This window comes from Bradyrhizobium sp. Unk1, from assembly GCF_059512345.1.
On record NZ_JCAMOP010000226.1, the window covers coordinates 1 to 502 of the forward strand.

Annotated in this window: 1 protein-coding gene; it reads left to right on the top strand. The window is 59.0% G+C overall.

What is annotated here, in order from left to right; translation table 11 throughout:
• Positions 1-451: integrase core domain-containing protein (locus AC5ZFO_RS48255; protein WP_496124306.1), on the top strand; the 451-nt coding region annotated here is incomplete at its 5' end.
• Between the last annotated feature and the right edge of the window lie 51 nt (positions 452-502).

The window sequence follows — 502 nt, forward strand, 5'->3', positions numbered from 1 at the left end:
TACGGGACGCAAGCTGCGCGTGCTCACGATAGTCGATACCTTCTCCCGCTTCTCGCCGGCGCTGGAGCCACGGTTCACCTTCCGCGGCACCGACGTCGTGGAGGTACTGGAAAGGGTTTGCAATAAAGTGGGATTCCCGGCAACGATTCGCGTCGATCAGGGCACCGAGTTCGTCTCGCGCGATTTGGATCTGTGGGCCTATCAACGCGGCGTCACGCTGGACTTCTCTAGGCCGGGCAAACCCACCGACAATGCCTTCATCGAAGCATTCAACGGACGCTTCCGGGCGGAATGTCTGAACGCGCACTGGTTCCTAACCCTTGACGATGCCCGAACAAAATTGGAGGATTGGCGCAGATACTACAACGAAGAGCGCCCGCATGGGGCAATCGGGCAAAGACCCCCGATAACCTTGCTCAATCGTGATGACGCAGCCAGCCCGCCATCATGACGAAGCCGGAAAACTCCAGCCTCCGGCGGTCCAAAGAATGGTCTCAGAGCA